This window comes from Streptomyces sp. DT224 (genome assembly GCF_049844595.1).
Classification (GTDB): domain Bacteria; phylum Actinomycetota; class Actinomycetes; order Streptomycetales; family Streptomycetaceae; genus Streptomyces.
In genome coordinates this window covers 219,725-238,153 of sequence record NZ_JBNCLI010000013.1, presented here as the reverse complement: position 1 = coordinate 238,153, position 18,429 = coordinate 219,725, and the positions used below count along the sequence as shown (strand labels likewise).

At 72.5% G+C, this 18,429-nt stretch carries 18 protein-coding genes; 11 read left to right on the top strand and 7 right to left on the bottom strand.

Annotated elements, in window-relative coordinates:
* The first annotated feature begins 87 nt into the window (after window positions 1–87).
* Window positions 88–1,482 carry an aldehyde dehydrogenase family protein gene (locus ACLQ2N_RS30515; RefSeq protein WP_425818057.1) on the top strand — a complete coding sequence of 465 codons (1,395 nt, stop codon included), beginning with the start codon at window positions 88–90 and terminating at the stop codon, window positions 1,480–1,482.
* 44 nt (window positions 1,483–1,526) lie between these two features.
* Window positions 1,527–2,606 carry a Zn-dependent alcohol dehydrogenase gene (locus ACLQ2N_RS30510; protein ID WP_425818055.1) on the top strand — a complete coding sequence of 360 codons (1,080 nt, stop codon included), beginning with the start codon at window positions 1,527–1,529 and terminating at the stop codon, window positions 2,604–2,606.
* On the opposite strand, the gene ACLQ2N_RS30505 is transcribed toward ACLQ2N_RS30510, so the two are convergent.
* Window positions 2,603–3,277 carry a TetR/AcrR family transcriptional regulator gene (locus ACLQ2N_RS30505; protein ID WP_425818053.1) on the bottom strand — a complete coding sequence of 225 codons (675 nt, stop codon included), beginning with the start codon at window positions 3,275–3,277 and terminating at the stop codon, window positions 2,603–2,605. The genes ACLQ2N_RS30510 and ACLQ2N_RS30505 overlap by 4 nt on opposite strands.
* Before the next feature lie 65 nt (window positions 3,278–3,342).
* Here ACLQ2N_RS30505 and ACLQ2N_RS30500 point away from each other — a divergent pair, with 65 nt between their 5' ends.
* The 3 genes from ACLQ2N_RS30500 to ACLQ2N_RS30490 all read left to right on the top strand — a co-directional run bounded on the left by ACLQ2N_RS30500 (window position 3,343) and on the right by ACLQ2N_RS30490 (window position 5,555).
* Complete coding sequence (locus ACLQ2N_RS30500; RefSeq protein ID WP_425818051.1) at window positions 3,343–4,494, top strand: acyl-CoA dehydrogenase family protein; 1,152 nt, start codon at window positions 3,343–3,345, stop codon at window positions 4,492–4,494.
* Between the two features lie 59 nt (window positions 4,495–4,553).
* Complete coding sequence (locus tag ACLQ2N_RS30495; protein ID WP_164398473.1) at window positions 4,554–4,844, top strand: YiaA/YiaB family inner membrane protein; 291 nt, start codon at window positions 4,554–4,556, stop codon at window positions 4,842–4,844.
* 87 nt (window positions 4,845–4,931) lie between these two features.
* Complete coding sequence (locus ACLQ2N_RS30490; RefSeq protein ID WP_425818049.1) at window positions 4,932–5,555, top strand: TetR/AcrR family transcriptional regulator; 624 nt, start codon at window positions 4,932–4,934, stop codon at window positions 5,553–5,555.
* 65 nt (window positions 5,556–5,620) lie between these two features.
* On the opposite strand, the gene ACLQ2N_RS30485 is transcribed toward ACLQ2N_RS30490, so the two are convergent.
* Entirely contained in the window at window positions 5,621–6,082 is a 462-nt protein-coding gene (locus tag ACLQ2N_RS30485; RefSeq protein ID WP_425818048.1) for a MaoC family dehydratase, read from the bottom strand.
* A gap of 131 nt (window positions 6,083–6,213) precedes the next feature.
* Here ACLQ2N_RS30485 and soxR point away from each other — a divergent pair, with 131 nt between their 5' ends.
* Window positions 6,214–6,729, top strand: a complete 516-nt coding sequence (soxR, locus tag ACLQ2N_RS30480; RefSeq protein WP_425818046.1) for a redox-sensitive transcriptional activator SoxR — start codon at window positions 6,214–6,216, stop codon at window positions 6,727–6,729.
* A gap of 42 nt (window positions 6,730–6,771) precedes the next feature.
* Here soxR and ACLQ2N_RS30475 read toward each other — a convergent pair whose 3' ends face one another.
* Window positions 6,772–7,383: a hypothetical protein gene (locus ACLQ2N_RS30475; protein WP_425818044.1), complete on the bottom strand. Its 612-nt coding sequence runs from the start codon at window positions 7,381–7,383 to the stop codon at window positions 6,772–6,774.
* A 229-nt stretch (window positions 7,384–7,612) separates the two neighbouring features.
* On the opposite strand from ACLQ2N_RS30475, the gene ACLQ2N_RS30470 reads away from it, so the two are divergent.
* The gene (locus tag ACLQ2N_RS30470) at window positions 7,613–10,453 is read left to right on the top strand and encodes a penicillin acylase family protein (RefSeq protein WP_425818042.1); all 2,841 of its coding nucleotides are present in this window, start codon (window positions 7,613–7,615) and stop codon (window positions 10,451–10,453) included.
* Window positions 10,454–10,495: 42 nt separating this feature from the next.
* Here the strand turns inward: ACLQ2N_RS30470 and ACLQ2N_RS30465 are convergent, their stop codons facing one another.
* Window positions 10,496–11,782, bottom strand: a complete 1,287-nt coding sequence (locus ACLQ2N_RS30465; protein ID WP_425818040.1) for an exo-beta-N-acetylmuramidase NamZ family protein — start codon at window positions 11,780–11,782, stop codon at window positions 10,496–10,498.
* A 184-nt stretch (window positions 11,783–11,966) separates the two neighbouring features.
* On the opposite strand from ACLQ2N_RS30465, the gene ACLQ2N_RS30460 reads away from it, so the two are divergent.
* From ACLQ2N_RS30460 to ACLQ2N_RS30450, 3 genes are read left to right on the top strand one after another with little or no spacing between them, the layout of a single operon-like run.
* Window positions 11,967–12,731: an SDR family oxidoreductase gene (locus ACLQ2N_RS30460; protein WP_425818038.1), complete on the top strand. Its 765-nt coding sequence runs from the start codon at window positions 11,967–11,969 to the stop codon at window positions 12,729–12,731.
* On the top strand, window positions 12,728–14,386 hold the full coding sequence (locus tag ACLQ2N_RS30455) for a class I adenylate-forming enzyme family protein (protein ID WP_425818036.1): 1,659 nt from the start codon (window positions 12,728–12,730) through the stop codon (window positions 14,384–14,386). The genes ACLQ2N_RS30460 and ACLQ2N_RS30455 overlap by 4 nt, the downstream gene beginning before the upstream one ends.
* A 39-nt stretch (window positions 14,387–14,425) precedes the next feature.
* A complete protein-coding gene (locus tag ACLQ2N_RS30450) occupies window positions 14,426–15,019 on the top strand; it encodes a TetR/AcrR family transcriptional regulator (RefSeq protein WP_018103668.1) in 594 nt (197 codons plus the stop codon).
* Here the strand turns inward: ACLQ2N_RS30450 and ACLQ2N_RS30445 are convergent.
* Window positions 15,009–15,902 carry a LysR family transcriptional regulator gene (locus ACLQ2N_RS30445; protein WP_425818034.1) on the bottom strand — a complete coding sequence of 298 codons (894 nt, stop codon included), beginning with the start codon at window positions 15,900–15,902 and terminating at the stop codon, window positions 15,009–15,011. The genes ACLQ2N_RS30450 and ACLQ2N_RS30445 overlap by 11 nt on opposite strands.
* A gap of 74 nt (window positions 15,903–15,976) precedes the next feature.
* On the opposite strand from ACLQ2N_RS30445, the gene ACLQ2N_RS30440 reads away from it, so the two are divergent.
* Window positions 15,977–16,141, top strand: coding sequence for a hypothetical protein (locus tag ACLQ2N_RS30440; RefSeq protein WP_425818032.1), 165 nt, complete (start codon window positions 15,977–15,979; stop codon window positions 16,139–16,141).
* Window positions 16,142–16,145: 4 nt separating this feature from the next.
* On the opposite strand, the gene ACLQ2N_RS30435 is transcribed toward ACLQ2N_RS30440, so the two are convergent.
* Both ACLQ2N_RS30435 and ACLQ2N_RS30430 read right to left on the bottom strand, forming a co-directional pair.
* On the bottom strand, window positions 16,146–17,360 hold the full coding sequence (locus ACLQ2N_RS30435; protein ID WP_425818030.1) for an acyl-CoA dehydrogenase family protein: 1,215 nt from the start codon (window positions 17,358–17,360) through the stop codon (window positions 16,146–16,148).
* A gap of 5 nt (window positions 17,361–17,365) precedes the next feature.
* Window positions 17,366–18,388: a phosphotransferase family protein gene (locus ACLQ2N_RS30430; RefSeq protein WP_425818028.1), complete on the bottom strand. Its 1,023-nt coding sequence runs from the start codon at window positions 18,386–18,388 to the stop codon at window positions 17,366–17,368.
* Between the last annotated feature and the right edge of the window lie 41 nt (window positions 18,389–18,429).

Genomic DNA, 18,429 nt, shown 5'->3' with positions numbered 1-18,429 from the left:
CCGGAGGGTCTCTGGCGCCGGAAAACTAACAGCGCTAGTTTGGGCTCCGGACGATCCCGTCCGTCACCGTGCCCGGGAGGAACAGCGATGAAGGCCCACGACGGTATGTACATCGGCGGCGCATGGCGGCCCGCCGCGGGAACGGACACGATCGCGGTCGTGAACCCGGCGGACGAGCAGGTCATCGGCCACGTCCCGGCCGGCACCGCGGAGGACGTCGACGCGGCGGTACGCGCCGCCCGCGCCGCCTTCCCCGGCTGGGCCGCCACCCCGCCCGCCGAGCGCGCCGCCCGCATCGCCGCGCTCCGCGACGTGCTGGGCGTCCGCGCGGAGGAGATCGCCGAGACGGTCACCGCCGAGCTGGGCGCCCCGCCCGCGCTGGCCCTCTCCGTGCACGCGGGCCTCCCGCTCCTGGTCGCCGGGACGTACGCCGAGCTCGCCGCCACGTACGCCTTCGAGGAGCGGCACGGCAGCTCGACGGTGTACCTGGAGCCCGTGGGCGTCGTCGGCGCGATCACCCCGTGGAACTACCCGCTGCACCAGATCGTCGCCAAGGTGGCCCCCGCGCTGGCCGCCGGCTGCACGGTCGTCCTCAAGCCCGCCGAGGACACCCCGCTCACCGCCCAGCTCTTCGCCGAGGCCGTCGCCGAGGCCGGGCTGCCCGCGGGCGTGTTCAACCTGGTCACCGGCCTCGGCCCGGTCGCCGGACAGGCCCTCGCCGCGCACGAGGACGTCGACCTCGTCTCCTTCACCGGGTCCACCGCGGTCGGCCGGCGGATCGGCGCCACGGCCGGCGGGGCGGTCAAGCGCGTCGCGCTGGAACTGGGCGGCAAGTCCGCCAACGTGATCCTGCCCGGGGCGGACCTCGCCAGGGCGGTCAACGTGGGCGTCGCCAACGTGATGTCCAACTCCGGCCAGACGTGCAGCGCCTGGACCCGGATGCTGGTCGACGCGGAGCGGTACGAGGAGGCCGTGGCGCTCGCGGCGGCGGCCGCCGCCAAGTACGTGCCCGGCGACCGGGTCGGCCCGCTCGTCAACGCCAGGCAGCAGGCCAGGGTGCGCGGTTACATCGAGAAGGGCGTCGAGGAGGGCGCCCGGCTCGTCGCCGGCGGCCCCGAGGCCCCGCTGCCCACCGGCTACTACGTCAGCCCCACGGTGTTCGCCGACGTCACCCCGGAGATGACGATCGCCCAGGAGGAGATCTTCGGCCCCGTCGTCTCGATCCTGCGGTACGAGGACGAGGACGACGCGCTCCGCATCGCCAACGGCACGGTCTACGGACTCGCGGGCGCCGTCTGGGCCGCCGACGACGAGACGGCCGTGGCCTTCGCCCGCCGGATGGAGACCGGCCAGGTCGACATCAACGGCGGCCGCTTCAACCCGCTCGCGCCCTTCGGCGGCTACAAGCAGTCCGGCGTCGGCCGCGAACTCGGCGCGCACGGCTTGTCCGAGTACCTCCAGACCAAGTCCCTCCAGTTCTGAGCCCCGTACCGCCCACCCCTCAGCGATCAGCAAGGAGCAAGTCCGTGGTCCGCGCCGCCGTACTGCCCGCCGTCGGAGCTCCGCTGGAGATCACCGACATCGTCCTGCCGGAGCCCGGCCCCGGCCGGGTGCGCGTCCGCCTCGCCGCCGCCGGGGTCTGCCACTCCGACCTCTCGCTGTCCAACGGCACGATGAGGGTGCCCGTCCCCGCCGTCCTGGGTCACGAGGGCGCCGGCACCGTCGTCTCGGTCGGCGAAGGTGTCACCCATGTCGCCCCGGGTGACGGTGTCGTCCTCAACTGGGCGCCCTCCTGCGGCAGCTGCCACCACTGCGGGATCGGCGAGGTGTGGCTCTGCGCGGCCGCCCTGTCCGGCTCGGCGAACGTGCACGCCCGCACCGCCGACGGCACCGACCTGCACCCCGGGCTCAACGTCGCCGCCTTCGCCGAGGAGACCGTCGTCGCCGGGAACTGCGTGCTGCCCGCCCCGGACGGCATCCCGCTCACCGACGCGGCGCTCCTGGGCTGCGCGGTGCTCACCGGGTACGGCGCGGTCCACCACAGCGCCCAGGTGCGCGCGGGGGAGTCCGTGGTGGTGTTCGGCATCGGCGGCGTCGGTCTCGCCGTGCTCCAGTCCGCCGGGATCGCGGGCGCCTCGCAGGTCATCGCGGTGGACGTCTCCCCGGAGAAGGAGGAGCTGGCCCGCCGCGCCGGCGCCACGGACTTCGTCATCGCCTCGGAGACCACGCCCCGGGACATCCGGAAGCTCACCGGGGGCCAGGGCGCGGACGTGGCCGTCGAGTGCGTGGGGCGGGCGGTCACCATCCGGAGCGCCTGGGAGTCCACTCGGCGGGGCGGCCGCACCACGGTCGTCGGGATCGGCGGCAAGGACCAGCAGGTCACCTTCAACGCCCTGGAGATCTTCCACTGGGGGCGGTCCCTGACCGGCTGCGTCTACGGCAACAGCGACCCGGTCCGCGACCTCCCGGTGCTGGCGGACCACATCCGGGCGGGCCGCTTCGACCTCTCCATGATGGTCACCGAACGCATCGGCCTGGACGGCATCCCCGCCGCCTTCGACCACATGATCGCGGGCAAGGGCGGCCGGGCGCTGGTCGTCTTCTAGGGCGTGCCCGACCCGCGTGCTCCGTGGTGGGCGGGCTCCAGTTGCGCGTACTGCAGCTCCAGCCCGTCCACCAGCGCCCGCAGACCGGTCTCGAAGGCCCCCTCGTCCACCTGCTGGCGCCGCTCGGCCAGCAGGTGTGCCTGCCCCAGGTGCGGGTAGTCGGCGGGGTCGTACGCCGTCTCGTCGTCCACGAACCCCCGGGCGAAGGAGCCGAGCGCCGAGCCGGTGATGAAGTAACGCATCAGCGCGCCGATGTACGTGGCCTGGGCCGGCGGCCATCCCGCGCGCACCATGGCCCCGAACACGGCGTCCGCCACCCGCAGGCCGGCCGGGCGGCGCCCGGGCCCCTGCGCGAGCACCGGGACGATGTGCGGATGCGCGGCGAGCGCCGCCCGGTAGGAGACCGCCCAGTCGTGCAGCGCGGCCCGCCAGTCCCGGGGATCCGACTCCTCGAACATCGACAGATCGACCTGCGCCGAGACGGCGTCGGCGACCGCGTCCAGGATCTCGTCCTTGTTGCGGAAGTGGTTGTACAGCGAGGGCCCGCTGACCCCCAGCTCGGCCGCCAGGCGGCGGGTGGACACCGCGTCGAGCCCTTCGGCGTCCACGAGGGCGCTCGCCGTCTCGACGATGCGTTCTCTGCTCAGGAGGGGCTTGCGCGGGCGGGCCATGCGGCACATAGTAGGCCCTGCGATCTGAAAACTAGCAGTGCTAATTAAAGCGGAGGGTGCGGCCGATGAACCTGGAGCTGAGCGAGGAGCAGGAAGCCGTACGGCAGCTCGCGAAGGACTTCGTCACCCGCGATGTCGCCCCGTACGCGGCCGAATGGGACCGGACCGAGAACGTCGACAAGTCGATCGTGAGGAAGCTGGGCGCCCTCGGCTTCCTCGGTCTGACCGTCCCCGAGGAGTACGGCGGTTCGGGGGGCGACCACCTCGCCTACTGTCTGGTGACCGAGGAGCTGGGCCGGGGCGACTCCTCGGTGCGCGGGATCGTCTCGGTCTCCCTCGGCCTGGTCGCCAAGACCGTCGCCGCCTGGGGGGACGAGGAGCAGAAGCGGCAGTGGCTGCCCCGGCTGACCTCGGGCGACGCGGTCGGCTGCTTCGGGCTCACCGAACCCGGCACCGGCTCGGACGCGGGCAGCCTGGCGACCCGGGCCGTGCGGGACGGCGCGGACTACGTGATCAACGGCAGCAAGATGTTCATCACCAACGGAACCTGGGCCGACGTGGTGCTCCTCTTCGCCCGCACCAACGACACCCCCGGCCACAAGGGCGTCTCCGCCTTCCTGGTCCCCGCCGACGCCCCCGGCCTCACCCGCCGCACCATCCACGGCAAGCTCGGCCTGCGCGGCCAGGCCACCGCCGAACTGGTCCTGGAGGACGTCCGGGTGCCCGCGAGCGCCCTGCTGGGCCCCGAGGGCAAGGGCTTCTCCATCGCCATGTCCGCCCTGGCCAAGGGTCGGATGTCGGTGGCGGCCGGCTGCGTGGGCATCGCCCAGGCGGCCCTGGACGCGGCCGTCGGATACGCGGGCGAACGCGAGCAGTTCGGCAGGCCCATCGCGGGCTACCAGCTCGTCCAGGAGCTCATCAGCGACATCTCCGTGGACGTCGAGGCCGCGCGCCTGCTCACCTGGCGGGTCGCCGACCTCGTCGACCGGGGCCAGGACTTCGCCACCGCCGCGTCCCGGGCCAAGCTGTTCGCCTCCGAGGCCGCCGTCCGTGCCGCCAACAACGCCCTCCAGGTCTTCGGCGGCTACGGCTACATCGACGAGTACCCGGTCGGCAAGCTGCTCCGGGACGCCCGCGTGATGACGCTCTACGAGGGCACCAGCCAGATCCAGAAGCTGATCATCGGCCGGGCCCTGACGGGGGTCTCCGCGTTCTGAGTACCGTATGAGTATCCGTACGGATGCGGCGTGGATCACACCGCCGGATGCTGGGCCGCATGAGTGAGACGACACCGGTCAAACAGCAGACCACCTCCGCCTACTTCGGGCAGGCCGTCGCGTCCTTCGGGATCGCGATGGCCGCGGTCACCCTCGGAATCTACTTCCTCGACGCCGACGCCTGGGTGCGCGCCTTCCTCGCCATCGGCGTCCTCTACCTGGTCACGTCCTGCTTCACCCTGGCCAAGGTCGTCCGGGACCGGCAGGAGGCGGGCCAGCTGGTCAGCCGGGTCGACCAGGCCCGGCTGGAGAAGATCCTCGCCGAGCACGACCCTTTCCAGAAGCTCTGAGCTCCCACCCGCCAGAAGGCCGCCCTAAGCGCTTGCTCAGGATCGGGGTATGGTGTGCGTCCTGGTGACTGAGAGGGGCGAGCGACGATGAGCACGGCGCAGGAGACCGACGCCGAGGACCCGCCGTGGGCCGAGGTGACGCCCGAGGCCGCCCGGCGGCTCCTGGTCGCGGCCGTCGACGCCTTCGCCGAGCGCGGGTACCACGCGACCACCACCCGGGACATCGCCGGCCGCGCCGGAATGAGCCCCGCCGCGCTCTACATCCACTACAAGACGAAGGAAGAGCTGCTCCACCGGATCAGCCGGATCGGCCACGACCGGGCCCTGGCCGTGCTGGAGGCCGCCGCCGGCAGCGACGGCACGGCCGCCGAACGGCTCGCCACCGCCGTCCGCTCCTTCGTCCGCTGGCACGCCGAACGGCACACCACCGCCCGCGTGGTCCAGTACGAACTGGACGCGCTCGGCGAGGAGCACCGCGCCGAGATCATCGCGCTGCGCCGCAGGACCGACGCGGTGGTGCGCCGGATCATCGGCGAGGGCGTCGCCTCCGGCGAGTTCGACGTGCCGGACGTGCCGGGCACCACGCTCGCGGTGCTGTCGCTCTGCATCGACGTGGCGCGCTGGTTCAACGCGCAGGGCAGCCGGACGCCCGACGAGGTCGCCGAGCTGTACGCGGACCTGGTGCTGCGCATGGTCGCCGCCGGGCGCTGAGTACGGTCACGCCCCCGGCCCCCTCGTGGGGCCGGGGGCGTTCGCGTACGCACACCGGCGCGGGCTCAGAAGTAGTAGCGCGACACCGACTCGGCGACGCACGCCGGCTTGTCGCCGCCCTCGCGCTCGACCGTCACGACAGCGGTGATCTGCACACCGCCGCCCGCCTCCTCGACGCTCTTCAGGACGGCCGTCGCGCGCACCCGTGAGCCGACGGGCACGGGGGAGGGGAAGCGCACCTTGTTGGTGCCGTAGTTGATGCCCATCTTCGCGCCCTCGACCGCCATGACCTGCGGGACGAGCACCGGCAGCAGCGACAGGGTCAGATAGCCGTGCGCGATGGTCTTCCCGAACGGTCCGGCCGCCGCCTTCTCCGGGTCCACATGGATCCACTGGTGGTCGCCGGTGGCATCGGCGAACAGGTCGATCCGCTTCTGGTCGACCTCCAGCCAGTCGCTGTACCCCAGCTGCTCGCCCACGCCGTCCCGCAGCGCCTGCGCGGAGTCGAAGATCCTCGGCTCAGCCATGTCCCTGGTCCCTGCCTTCCCGCTCTGCCGTCCATTCATCCACGCTGTCTAAGCGCTTGCTCAGCATCCTTGGCGGGTGCGTTCCTGTCAACGACGGACCGGCCGGGCATCGGCCACGTAGGCTTCGACGGGTGCCCCAGATCCCGCAGACACTCCATGAACTCACCGTCGGCCAGCTCTCCGCGCGCAGCGGAGCCGCCGTGTCGGCCCTGCACTTCTACGAGGCCAAGGGCCTGATCAGCAGCCGTCGCACCAGTGGCAACCAGCGCCGCTACAGCAGGGACGCCCTGCGCCGGGTCGCCTTCGTCCGCGCGGCCCAGCGGGTGGGCATCCCGCTGGCCACCATTCGCGAGGCGCTGGCCGAACTCCCCGAGGAACGCACCCCGAACCGCGACGACTGGGCGCGCCTCTCGCACGCCTGGCGCTCCGAGCTGGACGACCGGATCACGCAGTTGCACCGGCTCCGCGACCATCTCACCGACTGCATCGGCTGCGGCTGCCTCTCGCTGGAGACCTGCGTCCTGTCCAACCCGGACGACATCAACGGCGAGAAGATCAGCGGCTCGCGCCTGATGCCGGAGCGCAAGGGGGCGGACCGGGCACCGGCGAGCCGCGAGCCGGCGAAGAGCGTCGAGGGCTGCTGCTGACCGAGGGGTGCCGAGCGGCCCGCGCGGCGGGCCGCTCCTCTCTCAGGCCACCGTCGCCAGGTCGCCCGCGCGGTCCCGGCGGGCCCGCGCCAGGGCCGCCGGGGTGAGCACGGGCTGCGGCACCACGATTCCGCACCCGGTGCAGACCGGGCCCGACCACGGCTCGCTGTCCAGGTCGTGCCGCCAGGTGATCCTGGTCCTGCCGCACACCGGGCAGCCGGTGCCGGGCTCCGCCTCCAGGGCCGAGATCAGCCGGGCCAGCACCTCGGCGAGCGGGGCCGAGGGGTGGACCGCCGGGTCGTCGCAGCGTGCGACGCCGTTGCCGCCCCAGGTGCGCCGGTGCCAGTCGTCGAAGGCGCCGGGCCGGCGCAGCCCCCGGTGCTTCTCCCGCCTGCGGCGCTCCGCGAACCCCGCCTCGTACCCGAGCCAGACCGTGCGGGCCCGCTCCAGCTCGTCCAGTGCCCGCACCAGCCGCGCCGGGTCCGGGGCCCGGTCCTCGGGGGCTATGCCGTGCCGCGCGCACAGATGGTCCCAGGTCGCCCGGTGCCCGTAGGGGGCGAAGCGCTCCAGGCACTTGCGCAGCGAGTACCGCCGCAGTGCCAGATCGCTCCTCGGGTCGCGGACCTGTCTCGCCAGACTCCGGAAACCGGCCATTGAGCCGCCACCTCCGTCGCTCGTACTCCGTCGCCCGTACTTCGGCGTCAGGGGATGGACGTACGACTGCCCGGATCGGCTCCATCCAAGGGCCGAAGCGTCCGAAAGGTGAGACGCCGCACAGAATCCGGCGGCTTGTGGCGATTCGGAAAAGGTGACCGATGTTCATCTTACCGGTCGGTCATACCGTCGGTAACCTGCCGCGCATCGGCCTCTCGGAGGAGTACGCATGCCCCCACGCACCCGTATGACCGCCCGCACCGGTACCACCAGAGCCGCCGCCCTGGCCGCGGCCCTCGCCCTCGGCACGTCCCTGCTCGCCGCCGCTCCCCACGCGGGCGCCGCCGAGGCGGACCCCGTGCCCGACTACTGCCAGGGGCAGTGCGACGACATCCTGCCGCCCGGCGAGAACGGCAACGCCACCCTGGTGGAGATCCTGGGCAACAAGGCGTTCGGCACGCATCCCGCGCACAGCGACGACCAGCTCGACCAGTACGACGGCCTGGTCGCCGGGCACACCGGGCTCACCGACCGGAAGCTCACCGACTTCTTCAACGACGCCTCGTTCGGCGTGCCGAAGGACCAGATCGAGTCCGTCACCTCGCCGCGCGACGACGTCACCATCACCCGCGACAAGTCCTCCGGCGTCCCGCACATCAAGGGCACCACCCGCTACGGCACCGAGTTCGGCGCCGGATACGCGGCCGGGCAGGACCGGCTGTGGCTGATGGACCTCTTCCGGCACATCGGGCGCGGCGAACTGACCTCGTTCGCCGGCGGGGCCCTCGCCAACCAGGGCCTGGAGCAGCAGTTCTGGCCGCAGGCCCCGTACACCGAGGCCGATCTGGAGGCCCAGGTCGAGTACATCAGGACCCATGAGGGGGCCAGGGGCGAACAGGCGATGGCGGACGCGCAGGCGTACGTCGACGGGATCAACGCCTACCGCAAGAAGTCAAAGGACAGCCGCTCCTTCCCCGGCGAGTACGTCCTGACCGGCAAGATCGACGCCCTCACGAACATCGGCGAGATCCAGCCGTTCAAGCTGACCGACCTGATCTCCATCGCCTCGGTCGTCGGCGGCCAGTTCGGCGGCGGGGGCGGCGGCGAGGTGCAGGCGGCGCTGTCGCTGCTGTCCGCCCAGCAGAAGTACGGCGTCGCCGAGGGCACGAGGGTCTGGGAGTCCTTCCGTCAGCGCAACGACCCCGAGGCCGTGCTCACCCTCCACGACGGCACCTCCTTCCCGTACGCCGGCAAGCCCGGCAAGGCCGTCGGCACGGCCCTCCCGGACCGGGGCTCGGTCACCGCCGAGCCGCTGATCCACGACCGCACCGGCTCCGCCGGCACTGGCGTGAAGGCGCCCGTCAAGGCGCCGGCCGCGCTCAGGAAGGCGCAGGGCATCTTCGACGACGGCGTCATCCCGGAGGGCTCGCTGCCCGGGTCCGGCTCCGGCGCCCAGAAGCGCGGGATGTCCAACGCCCTGCTGGTGTCCGGACAGCACACCGCGAGCGGAAACCCGGTGGCCGTGTTCGGGCCGCAGACCGGCTACTTCGCCCCGCAGCTGATGATGCTCCAGGAGCTCCAGGGCCCGGGCATCAGCGCGCGCGGTGTCTCCTTCGCCGGTGTCGGGATGTACATCCAGATGGGCCGGGGCCAGGACTACGCCTGGAGCGCCACCTCGGCCGGCCAGGACATCACCGACACCTACGCCGTCGGTCTGTGCGAGCCCGACGGCTCCGCACCCACCAAGGACTCCACGCACTACCTCTACCGGGGCGCCTGCACCGCGATGGAGAAGATGGAGAAGACCAACTCCTGGAAGCCCACCGTCGCGGACTCCACCGCCAAGGGCTCGTACCGCATGCAGGTGTGGCGCACGAACTACGGCATCGTCACCCACCGGGCCACGGTGGCCGGCAAGCCCGTCGCGTACACCACGCTCCGCTCCACCTACCGCCACGAGGCCGACTCGATCATCGGCTTCCAGATGCTCAACGACCCGGCGTACGTCACCGACGCCGCTTCCTTCCAGCGGGCGGCGAGCAGCATCGACTACGCCTTCAACTGGTTCTACGCCGACTCCCGCACCGCCGCGTACTACAACAGCGGGATGAACCCGGTGCGCGCGCCCGGCGTCGACCCGGCGCTGCCGGTCCGCGCCGAGAAGGCGTACGAGTGGCAGGGATATGACCCGGCCGCCAACACCGCCTCGTACACCGCCTTCGCCGAGCACCCGCACTCCAGCGGCCAGGACTACTACATCTCCTGGAACAACAAGCAGGCCGAGGGGTACGCGGCGGCCGGCTTCGGGCTCAGCGCGGTGCACCGGGGCGACCTGCTGGACGACCGGGTGTCGAAGCTCGTCGCCGAGGGCGGCGTGACCCGCGCCTCGCTCACCCGGGCCATGGCGGACGCGGCCCTCACCGACCTGCGCGGCGAGCAGCTGCTGCCCGAGCTGCTGAAGGTCGTCCGGTCCCAGCCGGTCACCGACCCGGACCTGAACGCGGTGGTCCAGCAGCTGGACTCCTGGCGCGCGGCCGGCGCCCAGCGCAAGGAGACGAGCCCCGGCTCGCACACGTACGGGCACGCCGACGCGGTCCGGATCATGGACGCCTGGTGGCCGAGGCTGATCGAGGCGGAGTTCCGGCCCGGACTCGGTGACGACCTGTACGAAGCGCTCACCGCGAACGTCGCCACCGACGAGTCCCCGGCGGCCAGTCACGGGCCGAGCGGGGTGCACAGCGGCTCGGCCTTCCAGTACGGCTGGTGGGGCTTCGCCGACAAGGACCTGCGTCAGGTGCTCGGGCAGCCGGTCAAGGGCCCGCTGGCCAAGCCGTACTGCGGCGGCGGCGACCTGAGCGCCTGCCGTACGGCGCTGCTCGCCTCGCTCAAGGAGGCGGCGGCGGTCCCGGCGGCCGAGGTCTACCCGGGCGACGACAGCTGCGAGGCCGGCGACCAGTGGTGCACGGACTCGATCATCCACCGCGCGCTGGGCGGCATCGCCCAGAAGGGCATCCACTGGCAGAACCGCCCGACGTACCAGCAGGTGGTGGAGTTCCCGAGCCACCGGTGAGAACGCGGCCGGGCGGGCCCTCGCGGACCCGCCCGGCTCACCTCACCGGTATTGCAGATACCGCTTCCGCACGGCCCGGAACGCCGCGAGGTCGTCCGCCCACGCGCCGACGACCTCGTCCAGGTCCGCCCCCGCGTCGATCATCGTGCGCACCCGGGTGTTGCCGGTCAGCTTGTCGATCCAGTTGTCCGACCGCCACGCGAACCCGCTCCACGTCCGCTTCGCGGTGATCAGCAGCGCGATCCCCGTCCGCACCGGGTCGAAGACCTCGCGGTCCTGGACGTGCAGCTGCACTCCGCCCACGGTCCTGCCCTGGAACTTCGAGAACGTCGGCGCGAAGTACGCCTCGCGGAACGCCACCCCGGGCAGATCGAGGGCGTTGGCCGCGTCCGCCCACGCGTGGTCGATGCCCTCCGCGCCCAGCAGCTCGAACGGGCGGGTCGTGCCGCGCCCCTCGGACAGGTTCGTCCCCTCGAACATGCAGGTGCCGGAGTAGACGAGGGCCGTGTCGGGCGTCGGCATGTTGGGGCTCGGCGGCACCCACGGCAGGCCGGTCTCGTCGAAGAAGTCGGAGCGCGACCAGCCCGACATCTTCACGATCTCCAGCTCGGCCGGGCGGTCCTTCAGGAACTCCCCGTTGAACAGCAGCGCCAGCTCGGTCACCGTCATCCCGTGCGCCTGGGCGATCTCCCGGCGCCCCACGAACGTGCCGAACGCCGGGTCGAGCACCGGCCCGAGCGCCGCCCGCCCCGACACCGGGTTCGGCCGGTCCAGCACGACGAACCTCTTGCCCGCGAGCGCCGCCGCCTCCATGCAGTCGTACAGGGTCCAGATGTACGTGTAGAAGCGGGCGCCGGCGTCCTGGATGTCGAAGACGATCGTGTCCACGCCCGACGCCGTGAAGACGTCGGCGAGCGCCTGACCGCTCTTCAGATACGTGTCGTAGACGGGCAGCCCGGTCGCCGGGTCGTCGTAGCGGCCCTCGGAGCCGCCCGCCTGCGCGGTCCCCCGGAAGCCGTGCTCGGGGCCGAAGACCGCGGTGAGGTCCACCCGGCTGTCCGGGTGCATCACGTCCACGATGTGCCGGACGTCGGACGTGATCCCGGTCGGGTTGGTGACGACGCCGACGCGCTGCCCCTTCAGCAGGGCGTAGCCGTCCGCCGCCAGCCGGTCGAAGCCGGTACGGACCCGCTGCCCGCCCCCGTTCCCGTGCCCGCGGCCCTTGCCGTGCGGAGCACCGGCCGCCGCCGGGCCGGCCGAGGCGGCCGTGGCCGCGAGGGCTCCCATCGCACCGCCGGCGGTCAGCAAACCACGCCTGGACAGGCTCATTCGGCTACCTCCAAGATCGCGACGAGTGTCATGGTCACGCACGCTAGCGCGCGGAGGGGCCCGGGGGAACGTGCCGGACGGGGCCGCCGCGCCGGCAATGGCCGATGAGACGGCCCCACCCCTTCCCACGCGACATACCGACTGGTTAGTCTGCCCGTGCAGTCGGCTGAGAGGTGCGAGAGCGATGAGTACGGTGCAGGGCGCGGGCGTGGTGGTCACCGGGGCCGGAGGCGGCATCGGCGCCGCCCTCGCCCGCAGATTCGCCGCCGAGGGCGCACGGGTCGTCGTGAACGACCTCGACGCGTCCCGGATCGAGGCGCTCGCCGAGGAGACCGGCGCCATCCCGGTCGCCGGGGACGCCTCCCGGATCGTGGAAGCCGCCCGGGACGCCCTGGACGGCACCGTCGACGTCTACTGCGCCAACGCGGGCCTCGCCTCGCCGGGCGACCCGCTGGCCGACGAGGCGGTCTGGGCCGCGGCCTGGGACGTCAACGTGATGGCCCACGTCCGGGCGGCCCGCGCGCTGCTCCCGGACTGGCTGGAGCGCGGCAGCGGCCGGTTCGTCTCCACCGCGTCCGCCGCCGGGCTGCTCACCATGATCGGCGCGGCCCCGTACAGCGTCACCAAGCACGGCGCGGTCGCCTTCGCGGAGTGGCTGTCGCTGACCTACCGGCACCGGGGCGTCAGGGTCCACGCGATCTGCCCGCAGGGCGTGCGTACGGACATGCTCACCGCCGCCGGATCGGCCGGCGAACTCGTCCTCGCCCCCGGCGCCATCGAGCCCGAGGCCGTTGCGGACGCCCTGTTCGACGCCATGGCCGAGGACCGGTTCCTGGTCCTGCCGCACCCCGAGGTCGCCGGCTACTACGAAGCCAGGGCCGCCGACACCGACCGCTGGATCCGCGGGATGAACCGCCTCCAGCGCGCCTGGGAGGAGACCGGAGCATGACCGATTCCCTCTACGCGGCGAAGCCCTGGCTCGCGCTGCTCAGCGAGGCCCAGCGGGCCCCCGTCCACCCCGCCGAGACTCTGGTGCACGCCTTCCGCGCGTCGGTCGCCCGCACCCCGGACCACCCGGCGCTCGCCTACTTCGACGGCCGCCTGAGCTACCGGGAGACGGACGAGCTCTCCGACTCCGTGGCCGGCCACCTCGCCGCCCGGGGCCTGGAGCGCGGCGACCGGGTCGCGATCATGCTCCAGAACTCCCCGCAGTTCGTCCTCGCGCTCCTCGGCGCCTGGAAGGCCGGCGCCACCGTCGTCCCGGTCAACCCGATGTACAAGTCCGCCGAGGTCGGCCACGTACTCAAGGACGCCCAGGTCACCGCCCTCATCTGCTCGGACCGGGCCTGGGAGGCGTACCTACGGGACACCGCCGCGGCCGCGCCCGGCGTCCGGATCGCGCTCACCGCCTGCGAGCTGGACCTCCAGACGAAGAACGACGAGCGGGTGCTGGACTTCGAGCGGCTGCCCGCCGCCGGGGACGCCGACGACCTGGTCGCCGTCGCCCGCCGGGGCCTCGCCGCCCCCGCCGGCCGGGAGCCCGCCGCCGCCGGCACCGCGCTGATCAGCTACACCTCAGGGACCAGCGGCACCCCCAAGGGCGCCATGAACTCCCACGGCAACATCATGGTCAACGCCGAACGCCAGCGCACCGGCCACCCCGTCCCCGAGGGCGCCGCCTACTTCGCGCTCGCCCCGCTCTTCCACATCACCGGCATGGTCTGCCAGCTGGCCGCCTGCCTCACCAACGCGGGCACCCTCGTCCTCGCCTACCGCTTCCACCCCGGGGTCGTCCTCGACGCCTTCGCCGAGCACCGCCCCGCGTACACCGTCGGGCCCTCCACCGCCTTCATGGCGCTGGCCGCGACCCCCGGCGTGACGCCCGAGCACTTCGCGTCCTTCCAGGTCATCTCCTCCGGCGGCGCGCCGCTGCCGCCCGCGCTCGTGGAGAAGTTCCGGGCGGGCTTCGGCCCGTACATCCGCAACGGCTACGGGCTCACCGAGTGCACCGCCCCCTGCGCCTCCGTGCCCCCGGAGCGCGAGGCCCCCGTCGACCCGGTCTCCGGAACCCTCTCGGTCGGCGTGCCCGGCCCGGACACCGTCGTCCGCATCCTGGACGAGAACGGTGCCGAGGTGCCCTTCGGGGAGCAGGGCGAGATCGCGGTGCGCGGCCCGCAGGTCGTCTCCGGCTACTGGGGGCTGCCCGAGGCCACCGCGGCCGCCTTCCCCGACGGCGAGCTGCGCACCGGTGACATCGGCTTCATGGACCGCGAGGGCTGGCTCTACGTGGTCGACCGCAAGAAGGACATGATCAACGCCTCCGGCTTCAAGGTGTGGCCCCGCGAGGTGGAGGACGTCCTCTACACGCACCCGGCCGTCCGCGAGGCCGCCGTCGTCGGCGTGCCCGACGCCTACCGGGGCGAGACGGTCCGGGCCTACGTCAGCCTGCGTCCGGGCGCGTCCGTGGAGCCGGACGAGCTGGGCGCGTACTGCAAGGAACGGCTCGCCGCGTACAAATACCCGCGCGAGGTCGAGATCCTGGCCGAGCTGCCCAAGACGGCAAGTGGGAAGATCCTCAGGCGGGAACTGCGTTCAGCCCGCTAGAACAGACATTCGCGTACGCACGGAAGGAAGGCGGCGGCTATGGCCAAGGAGACGGACGGGAGCGGCACCCCCGTCCCCCAGCGACTGCTGGCCGCCGCCACCCGGCTGTTCGCCGAGCAGGGCTACGACCGCACCTCGGTGCAGGAGATCGTGGAGGCGGCCGGCGTCACCAAGGGGGCGCTCTACCACTACTTCGGCTCCAAGGAGGACCTGCTCCAGGAGGTGTACGCCCGGGTGCTGCGCCTCCAGCAGGAGCGCCTCGACGCCTTCGCGAACGCCGAGGCGCCCATCGAGCAGCGGCTGCGCGACGCGGCGGCCGACGTCGTCGTCACCACCATCGAGAACCTTGACGACGCCTCGATCTTCTTCCGCTCCATGCACCACCTGAGCCCGGAGAAGAACAAGCAGGTACGGGGCGAGCGGCGGCGCTACCACGAGCGCTTCCGCGCCCTGGTCGAGGAGGGCCAGCGCAGCGGGGTGTTCTCCACGGCCACCCCGGCGGACCTCATCGTGGACTACCACTTCGGCTCGGTCCACCACCTGTCGACCTGGTACCGCCCGGACGGCCCCCTCACCCCGCAGGAGGTCGCCGACCACCTCGCCGACCTGCTGCTGAGGGCCCTCAGACCGTAACGGCGGCGCCCTCTTCGCCGCACAGCTGCCCGAGCAGCGCCTCCGCCGCCGGGTTGCGCGGCCGGGGCGCCCGGCCCACCAGCAGCACCGTCCGGCCCGGCTCCGGCTGCCGGATGGTCACGCACGGCAGCCCCGCGTCCTCCCCGATCCGGCGCGGCACGATCGCCACCCCGATGCCCGCCCGGACGAGGTCGACGAGGAGCCGGATCTGCGTGACGTCGCAGGTGATCCGGCGCTCCAGACCGCAGTGCGCGGCCAGCCGGCGCACCGCCGTCTCCAGACCCGTGCCCGCCCGGAAGTCCACGAACGGCTCCTCGGCGAGGTCCTTGATCAGGGTGCGCCCCGCCCTCGCGAGGGGGTGCCCGGGCGCGGTGATCAGCACCAGCTCCTCGTGCCAGGAGGCGAACGCGGTGATGCCCTCCGGCAGTTCGGCGGCGTCCGGCGCCAGATAGGCGAGGTCCACCTCCCCGGCGCGCACCGCCGCCACCAGCTCCGGTGTCGTCGCCTCGCGCAGTGAGATCTGCACCCCGGGCCACAGCCGGTGGAACGCGGCCAGTTCGGCGGCCAGGTCGACGCAGGTCAGCGTCTGGATCGTGCCGACGCGGACCCGCCCGGTGGCCAGCCCCGAGACCGCCGCCACCGCGTCCCGGGCGGCGTCCGTCCCCGCGAGCACCGTCCGCGCGGCGGGCAGCAGCGCCCGGCCGGCCTCGGTGAGGACGACCCGGCGGCCGGTGCGGTCGAAGAGCTCGGCGCCCAGTTCCCGTTCCAGGTTGCGCACGGACGTGCTCAGCGCCGACTGCACGATCAGCTCGGCGCGGGCGGCGGCGGTGAAACTGCCGTGCGTGACCACCGCCATGAAGTGGCGGAGCTGGCGTATCTCCATGCATCTACAGTATCGATGGCTCCCAGCGAAACCATCTGTTGGACCGCCTCCCGGGGCGGGGCCAAGCTGGATTCATGGCGCACATCCAGAGCTCCACCCGCATCCCCGCCCTGTGGACCGCGGCCTACGGCCCGCACCGCCCCCGCCCGGTCCGGCTGCTGGCCCGCACCCTGCTGCGGGTGCGGGCCTTCGCCCGCGAACTGGCCCTGGCCGACCACGTACCGTCCGGGGGTTATTGAAGCGCTACAGATACTTCTTGATCTCGCGCCGGGCCAGCGAGCGCTGGTGCACCTCGTCCGGGCCGTCCGCGAGCCGCAGGGTGCGGGCCGAGGCCCACAGCTCGGCGAGCGGGAAGTCCTGGCTCACCCCGCCCGCGCCGTGCAGCTGCACCGCCTGGTCGAGGATGGCGACCACCGCGCGCGGAGTCGCGATCTTGATGGACTGGATCTCGGTGTGCGCGCCCCGGTTGCCGACGGTGTCCATCAGCCAGGCCGTCTTCAGCACCAGCAGCCGCAGCTGCTCGACGGTGACCCGGGCGTCCGCGATCCAGTTCTGCACGACGCCCTGCTGGGCGAGCGGCTTGCCGAAGGCGGTACGCGAGACCGCGCGGCGGCACATCAGCTCGATCGCCCGCTCCGCCATGCCGATGAGCCGCATGCAGTGGTGGATGCGCCCCGGACCCAGCCGGGCCTGGGCGATGGCGAAGCCGCCGCCCTCCTCGCCGATCAGGTTCGACGCCGGGACGCGCACGTCCTCGAAGACGACCTCCGCGTGCCCGCCGTGCCAGTGGTCCTCGTAGCCGTAGACCTGCATGGCGCGCTTCACCGTGAGACCGGGGGTGTCCCGGGGCACCAGGATCTGCGACTGCTGGCGGCGGATGTCCGCGCCGTCCGGGTCAGTCTTGCCCATCACGATGAAGATCTCGCAGTCGGGGTTCATCGCACCGGAGATGTACCACTTGCGGCCGTTGATGACGTAGTCGCCGCCGTCACGGGTGATCCGGGTCTCGATGTTGGTCGCGTCCGAGGAGGCGACCTCCGGCTCCGTCATCGCGAAGGCCGACCGGATCTCCCCGGCCAGCAGCGGCTCCAGCCACCGCTTCTTCTGCTCGTCCGTGCCGAACTCGGCCAGCACCTCCATGTTCCCGGTGTCCGGCGCCGCGCAGTTCGTCGCGGTGGGCGCCAGCCGCGGCGAGCGGCCCAGGATCTCCGCCAGCGGCGCGTACTGCAGGTTGCTCAGCCCGGCCCCGTGCTCCGTGCCCGGCAGGAAGAGGTTCCACAGGCCCTGCGCGCGGGCCTGTGCCTTCAGCTCCTCCACGATGCGCGGGGTCTGCCACGGCGAGTCCAGCTCGGCCCGCTGCTCGTCCGCGATCCGCTCGGCCGGGTAGACGTGCTCGTCCATGAAGGCGAGGAGCCGGGTGCGCAGCTCCTCGGTACGGGCGTCGAATGCGAAGTCCATGGGGATCAGCCTTCCTGGAGGGTGGTGAGGCCGTGCTCGATGAAGACGGGGACGAGATCGCCGATGCGGTCGAAGCCGCCGCCGACGGTCTGGCCCAGGGTGTAGCGGTAGTGGATGCCCTCCAGGATCACGGCGAGCTTGAACCAGGCGAACGCCGTGTACCAGGAGATGGCCGAGGTGTCGCGGCCGGAGCGGGCCGCGTAGCGCTCGATCAGCTCGGCGGGGGAGGGGTGGCCGGGGGCGCCGCTGGTCGTGGAGACCGGCGACTCCGGCAGCCCCAGGTCGGAGCTGTACATGACGAGCAGCCCGAGGTCGGTGAGCGGGTCGCCGAGCGTTGACATCTCCCAGTCGAGGACGGCCTTGATCTCGTCGTCCGGGCCGATCAGCGCGTTGTCCAGGCGGTAGTCGCCGTGCACCACGGCGGGCGCGGGGGAGACGGGCAGCTCGCGGCCGAGCGCCGCGTGCAGCTCCTCGATGCCGGGCAGCTCGCGGTTGCGGGAGGCGTCCAGCTGCTTGCCCCAGCGGCGCAGCTGCCGGTCCAGGAAGCCCTCGGGCCGCCCGAAGTCGCCGAGCCCGACCGCCCCGGGGTCCACGGCGTGCAGCTCGACCAGCGTGTCGACCAGGGCGAGCACCGCGGCGCGGGTGCGCTCCGGGCCGAGCGGGGCCAGCTGCTCGGCCGTGCGGTACGGGGTGCCCTCGACGTACTCCATGACGTAGAACGGCGCGCCGACGACCGAGTCGTCCTCGCAGAGCAGGAGCGGTTCGGGCACCGGGACCGCCGTGGGGTGCAGGGCGCTGATCACCCGGTGCTCGCGCTTCATGTCGTGCGCGGTGGCCAGCACGTGCCCCAGCGGCGGCCGGCGGACGACCCACTGGTTCGTGCCGTCGGTGACGACGTACGTCAGGTTCGACCGGCCGCCCTCCACCACCCGGGCGTCCAGCGGTCCGTTCACCAGTCCCGGGCGCTCGCGGTCCAGGTGTCCGCGCAGCCGGTCGAGATCGAGACCTGGCGGATGGACGTGGCTCATCGTGCGTACCTCCGGGGTGGGCGAACGGTCGCTCTCATGAT